At 53.8% G+C, this 6,039-nt stretch carries 5 protein-coding genes; 2 read left to right on the top strand and 3 right to left on the bottom strand.

The features are described 5' to 3' along the window. The coding region (locus AC128V_RS06260) for a 3-phosphoshikimate 1-carboxyvinyltransferase (protein ID WP_482763819.1) at window positions 1–771 on the bottom strand (771 nt) is incomplete at its 3' end. Window positions 772–837: 66 nt separating this feature from the next. On the opposite strand from AC128V_RS06260, the gene AC128V_RS06265 reads away from it, so the two are divergent. Together AC128V_RS06265 and rsrA are read left to right on the top strand one after the other, a co-directional pair. Further along, complete coding sequence (locus AC128V_RS06265) at window positions 838–1,422, top strand: sigma-70 family RNA polymerase sigma factor (RefSeq protein ID WP_482763820.1); 585 nt, start codon at window positions 838–840, stop codon at window positions 1,420–1,422. Beyond that, the gene (rsrA, locus tag AC128V_RS06270; protein ID WP_482763821.1) at window positions 1,419–1,661 is read left to right on the top strand and encodes a mycothiol system anti-sigma-R factor; all 243 of its coding nucleotides are present in this window, start codon (window positions 1,419–1,421) and stop codon (window positions 1,659–1,661) included. The genes AC128V_RS06265 and rsrA overlap by 4 nt, the downstream gene beginning before the upstream one ends. On the opposite strand, the gene AC128V_RS06275 is transcribed toward rsrA, so the two are convergent. After that, on the bottom strand, window positions 1,652–2,254 hold the full coding sequence (locus AC128V_RS06275) for a GDSL-type esterase/lipase family protein (RefSeq protein ID WP_482763822.1): 603 nt from the start codon (window positions 2,252–2,254) through the stop codon (window positions 1,652–1,654). The genes rsrA and AC128V_RS06275 overlap by 10 nt on opposite strands. After that, the gene (locus AC128V_RS06280) at window positions 2,254–5,982 is read right to left on the bottom strand and encodes a multifunctional oxoglutarate decarboxylase/oxoglutarate dehydrogenase thiamine pyrophosphate-binding subunit/dihydrolipoyllysine-residue succinyltransferase subunit (RefSeq protein WP_482763823.1); all 3,729 of its coding nucleotides are present in this window, start codon (window positions 5,980–5,982) and stop codon (window positions 2,254–2,256) included. The genes AC128V_RS06275 and AC128V_RS06280 overlap by 1 nt, the downstream gene beginning before the upstream one ends. Window positions 5,983–6,039 lie beyond the last annotated feature (57 nt).

A 6,039-nucleotide genomic window follows, 5' to 3' on the forward strand; every position in this document is an offset into this window, starting at 1 on the left:
AACACTGCCACCGGAAACCATTGCTGCCGCAAGAAATGGCCCAGCATTCGATAGATCTGGCTCAATGACCTTTCGCCCACCGGCAATAAGGCCTGGTTCAACCCGCCAGGTGCGCTCATCGATGGTCTTGGCATCCACCCCACGCTGACGCAGTGTCTCAAGTGTCATTTGGATATGTGGCAGCGATGGTAATTCCTCTCCGGTGTGCCGAAGTGTTAAACCCTGCTCGAATTTGGCTGCCACCAAAAGTAGCCCCGAAACAAACTGGCTCGAGGACGAAGCGTCAATTGAAAGCTCGCCACCTGGCACTCTGCCGGAACCTAAAACCTTGAAGGGAAGCGAGTCGGATTCTGCAATCACCTCGATGCCGAGTGCTCGAATGGAATCGATGGTGGTATTCATCGGGCGTCGTCTAGCACCCTCGTCTCCGTCAAAAGCTATTTCACCGCTTGCGAGCATGCTCAGCGGTGGAACAAAGCGCATCACGGTTCCAGCTAGCCCGCAATCAATAGTTGCTGGACCCAAAAGGGGGTGTGGGGTGACCAAAAGGTCATAGCCCTGCCACGCAAACTCAATACCCAATGACTTGAGGGCGGAGATCATGAGTTTTGAATCCCTTGAAACCAAAGGTGCTATCAAAAGTGTTGGCTCGCTGGCAATTGCAGAAAGTAAGAGTTCGCGATTTGTGAGTGATTTTGAACCGGGAAGGGCAACCGTGGCATTGATGTTTTGCCCTTGCGGGGCTGGCCAATACGGGTGCGAAGAAGTCATTGGTTCAAAGATACCGAATCTGGGCGATTCCTGCCCAATAAGCAAAACCCCAATAGACTTAAAGCAATGCAGAATCCCAAGTCCGAGAAACTTATCTCGTTTGAAGCGCAAGCCCTCCCACTAATGCCACAGCTTTACGGTGCCGCGCTTCGCTGGACCCGTAACCCAAGTGATGCAGAGGATTTGGTTCAGGAGACTTTTGCCAAAGCATATGGCGCTTGGGGAAAGTTTGAGCAGGGGACGAATCTAAAAGCCTGGCTTTTTAGGATCATGACCAACACCCACATCAACCTCTACAACAAGCGCGCCAAGGATCAAGCCAAGACCGCGCTGGATGATTTAGAGGACTGGCAGGTTGGCATGGGGGAGTCGCTCACCACCTCCAACACACGCAGCGCAGAAGCAGTTGCGATGGATAATCTTCCGTCTAAAATCATCCGCGATGCACTAGATCAGATTCCTGACGAGTTCAGAATGGTGGTTTATTACGCGGTGGTGGAGGGTTTGCCATATGCCGAAATAGCCGAAGTTATGGACACTCCGGTGGGAACGGTAATGTCTAGATTGCATCGCGGGAAGAAAATGCTGAAAACTTTGTTGACTGATTATGCAAAGCAAGAAGGTTACCGAGTTGAGGAGGAGGAAAAGTGAATCCAGTTGACTGCGAAGAAGTAAAGCGCAACGTGCACGAGTTTCTCCACGCCGAGATGCAGAATGATCAGCAAGAGGACATCACCGCTCACCTCGCGAACTGCGAGTCCTGCGAAGAGCACTACGACATTGAGCTTGTTTTCAAACAGGTAATCCAGCGCTCATGCGATGAGGCGCCAGCGGAAGAGCTAGCCCAGCGCGTTATGCAGCGACTACGCGAAGTTCAAGATCACGACTGATCTTGTGGCTCAGTAAGCCCTAGCCACTCAAACCAACCGCGGTTTAGCACCAACCAAGCCACCAAACCATAGCCAACCTGTCCAGGTAAGCCACGCGGATTTGCGCTGGTCTCCTGCTGCCAACCCTCGTGCTCACGAAGCGGTTTGAAGCAATCAACATAAGGAATTTGGCGTCTTCTAACCACGTCCTCGAAACCTGCCGATAGGTGCTCGATCTCGTGATCAGTTTCTGGATCTCCGGTTGGCGTTGGTCCAACCACAAACACTTTGACACCCTCGCGTAGTGCATCATCCAATAGCGAAGCCAGATTCAACCTGGATCTAGAAATAGTGACCTGAGCCTTGACGTCCTGAGAGCCAAGTGCCAGCACCAGGTAATTCTCGGTTTGCGCGGTGAAACGAGGCATTGCTTCGCTTCTCCAGCGCTCTAAAAGGTCAGAGGTGCTCTCACCAACCATTGCCAGCGGGAAGAACGCAACATCCTCACCCTGCGGCAATCTAGCCTGCACGCGGCCCAACCAGCCAAGTCCCTTGGGGTCGCCAGATGCGGTGAGTAACTCATCACCCAAAATAACAACCCGTAGTGAGCGCATTAGTCCTGGAACGCTCGCTGGACAAGGTCAGCCTGCTCGGCAGCGTGACGCTTTGCAGAACCAGAGGCAGGCGATGCCGAAGCCGGTCTTGCAACCGGGGTGAAGTTGATGCCGTACTTAGGCATAAACAGACCCATGTAGGTCCAAGCACCCTGGTTTAGTGGCTCATCCTGAACCCAACGCAACTGAGCGTTCGGGAACTGTGCGATGGCCGCCTGCATCTCTGCAACCGGAGTTGGGTAAAGCTGCTCAACACGAACAATTGCGGTCTGGCCGTCATTGCGCTTTTGGCTCTCGGCCAAAAGATCCCAGTAGATCTTGCCCGAGCAGAACAGAACCTTGCTGACCTTTGCGGCATCGAGGTTTTGCTCATCACTAATTACTGGACGGAAGCTACCGGTGGTGAAGTCCTCAACCGCTGAAGATGCTGCCTTTAGGCGAAGCATCGACTTAGGGGCGAAGACAATCAAAGGACGCTTTGGCGAGGTAAATGCCTGGCGTCTTAGTAGGTGGAAGTGCGAAGCAGGAGTTGAAGGCTGCGCCACGGTCATGTTGTTCTCCGCACACAGCTGCAAGAAACGTTCGATTCTTGCCGAGGAGTGGTCAGGACCCTGGCCCTCGTAACCGTGTGGAAGAAGAAGCACGAGGGAAGAGAACTGGTTCCACTTCTGCTCGGCAGATGAGATGAACTCGTCGACTACGGTTTGAGCACCATTTACGAAGTCACCGAACTGGGCTTCCCAAAGGGTCAAAGTGTTTGGATCCTCAACCGAGTAGCCGTACTCGAATCCCATGACCGCATACTCGCTCAGTAGCGAGTTATAGACCTGGAACCTAGCCTGCTGCTCGGAGATGTACTGCAGTGGCATCCACTCCTGGCCGGTTAGGCGGTCGTGGAAGGAGGCGTGGCGCTGCACGAAGGTGCCACGTCTGGCATCCTGTCCTGAAAGGCGAACCTTTACACCCTCAACAAGTAGCGATCCGAATGCCAAAAGCTCACCAAAGCCCCAGTCGATGCCACCCTCGCGGCTCATCTCAACGCGCTTCTGCAGAAGTTGAGCAAGCTTCGGGTGAACGCTGAAACCTTCAGGCTGGTTTGCGTGAGCATTACCAATGGCCTCAACCATTTCCTTTGCGATGGCAGTTGGGCGAACCAGCTGCTGCTTCTCGCTAGCGGTGGTGCCAATGCCAACTGGGCGCTCTAGCAGAGCCACCGGCTGGCTCATTGCCTCGTGGACATCGACAAAAGCCTGCTCCAAGCTCTGCTGGAACTGCAAATTAGCGGCATCAAACTCTTCCTGAGTGATATCGCCTCGACCGATTAGGTTCTCCATGTACAGGGTTCGAACGCTGCGCTTGTGCTCGATCAGGTTGTACATAAGTGGCTGGGTCATCGAAGGGTCATCGCCTTCGTTGTGTCCGCGGCGACGGTAGCAAACGATGTCGATTACTACGTCCTTTTTGAATTCCTGTCGGTAATCGAAAGCAAGCTTCGATACTCGAACTACTGCCTCAGGGTCATCGCCATTGACGTGGAAGATTGGAGCCTGAATCGACTTTGCAACATCGGTTGCGTAAACCGAGGTTCTGGAATCCTTGGGCAAGGTGGTAAATCCAACCTGGTTGTTCACCACGATGTGGATGGTGCCACCAATCTTGTAACCCTCAAGCTGGCTCATCTGCATGGTCTCTGGGACAACGCCCTGACCAATGAATGCTGCATCACCGTGGATTAGCACCGGTAGCACCGGGTAGGTCTCAGGGTTCCCCAAAGCATCTTGCTTGGCACGCACGATTCCTTCAAGAACCGGGTTAACCGCCTCAAGGTGAGATGGGTTTGCGGCGAGCGATACCTTGACCGATGTGCCATCGCTAAATGATGCAACACCCTCGGTGCCCATGTGGTACTTCACATCTCCCGAGCCTTGAACGCTATCCAGATCGGTTGACCCTTCAAACTCGCGGAATACCTGACCGTAGGTCTTGCCCGCAATGTTGGTGAGCACGTTTAGGCGACCGCGGTGTGCCATACCAATGGCCACCTCGCTCATGCCGGCGTGGGCTGCCTGCTGCAGAATCTCATCCAGTGACGGAATTAGGGACTCGCTGCCTTCCAGCGAGAAGCGCTTCTGACCGACGAATTTGGTCTGCAGGAAAGTCTCAAATGCCTCAGCCTCGTTCAGCTTGTTCAGAACTCTGAACTGCTCTTCCTTGGTTGGCTTTTGATATGGACGCTCAAGTTTGTCTTGGAACCAAATACGCTCGGCAGGGTCCTGAATGTGCATGTACTCAACACCAATGGTGCGGCAGTAGCTGTCACGCAGAATGCCGAGCATGTTGCGGAACTTGGCCTTGGATCGACCACCAAAACCACCGGTTTTGAAGGTGCGGTCCAGATCCCAAAGGCTTAGTCCATAGGAGCGAATATCCAGGTCCGGGTGCCAGCGCTGCTGGTACTCAAGCGGGTCGATATCTGCAATCAGGTGACCGCGAACGCGGAACGCATTTATGTATTCCTGGATGCGGGTGTTCTTGCCGTTTTCATCTGCAAGATCCCAGTGAAAGTCACTGGCCCAAACCACCGGAGTGTAAGGAACGCGAATGTCAGCGAAGATCTGGTCGTAGAAGCCACGCTCACCCATTAGCATCTCGTTGATGATCTTTAGGAACTCGCCGCTACCAGCACCCTGAATCACTCGGTGGTCATAGGTGGAGGTAAGGGTTAAAATCTTGCCAATTCCCTGCTCGGCTAACATCTCTTCTGCCATGCCTTGGAACTGGGCTGGGTAATCCAAAGCTCCAACACCAACGATGCAACCCTGACCGCGGGTTAGGCGCGGAACCGAGTGCACGGTTCCAATGCCACCTGGGTTGGTTAGCGAGATCGTGGTTCCTGCAAAATCTTCTGCGGTGAGCTTGTTGTCTCTGGCCTTTTTTACGAGCTCTTCATAGGCGACTAGGAACTCAGCGAAGTTCAAGCGCTGCGCACGTTTGATGTTTGGAACCAACAACGCGCGAGTGCCATCCGGTTTAGGGATGTCGATCGCTAGACCAAAGTTGATATTTGCTGGGGTAACCGCAGCCGGCTTGCCCTCGACCTCGTCATAGAAGACGTTCTGGCTTGGGAATTCCTTCAGAGCCTGCACCACTGCGTAACCAATTAGGTGGGTGAAAGAAACCTTGCCGCCTCTAGTGCGCTTTAGGTGTGAGTTGATGACAATACGGTTGTCGATCAAAAGCTTTGCCGCTACCTGACGGACACTGGTTGCGGTTGGCATCGAAAGCGAGGCGTCCATGTTTGAGGCCAGGGTTTTTGCCATGCCGCGAAGCACATTTACCTCCGGCTGGTCATCGTCTTCAGCTTCAACAATCGACATTGCTCCGGTAGCGGCAGGAAGGTTTGCTGGAACCGGGGTGTTTGCGGCACTTGTCACAGTTGCTTTGGCAACTGGAACGGTGATGGCTTCTGTCACCGGAGATGCGGAGCTGTCATAGCTTGCAATCACGGTGGAGTCTGTGCTGACTACCGCCGGTGCCTGGGTTACTGGAGCTGGCGCAGCTGCTGGAGCACTTCCAGGCTGCTGGGTGAGCTGGTAGCGCTCAAGGATTGGCCACCAAGACCGGTCCACTGAATCCGGGTTTTCGAGCCATTGGCCGTACATTTCTGCAACTAGCCATTCGTTTGCGCCAAAATCTGCTTCGGATGAGTGATTGTCGGTTGACGACAAGGGTGCCCCTTTGAACGAATCCTTTTAAACCGCTTCCCAGTCTACCCGAGCGGAAGG

Source organism: Aquiluna sp. (genome assembly GCF_965064355.1).

Bases quoted from the DNA above. Each gene is read 5' to 3' on its own strand.
- AC128V_RS06265 (WP_482763820.1), top strand. From the start codon at position 838: ATGCAGAATCCCAAGTCCGAGAAACTTATCTCGTTTGAAGCGCAAGCC.
- AC128V_RS06275 (WP_482763822.1), bottom strand. From the start codon at position 2,254: ATGCGCTCACTACGGGTTGTTATTTTGGGTGATGAGTTACTCACCGCA.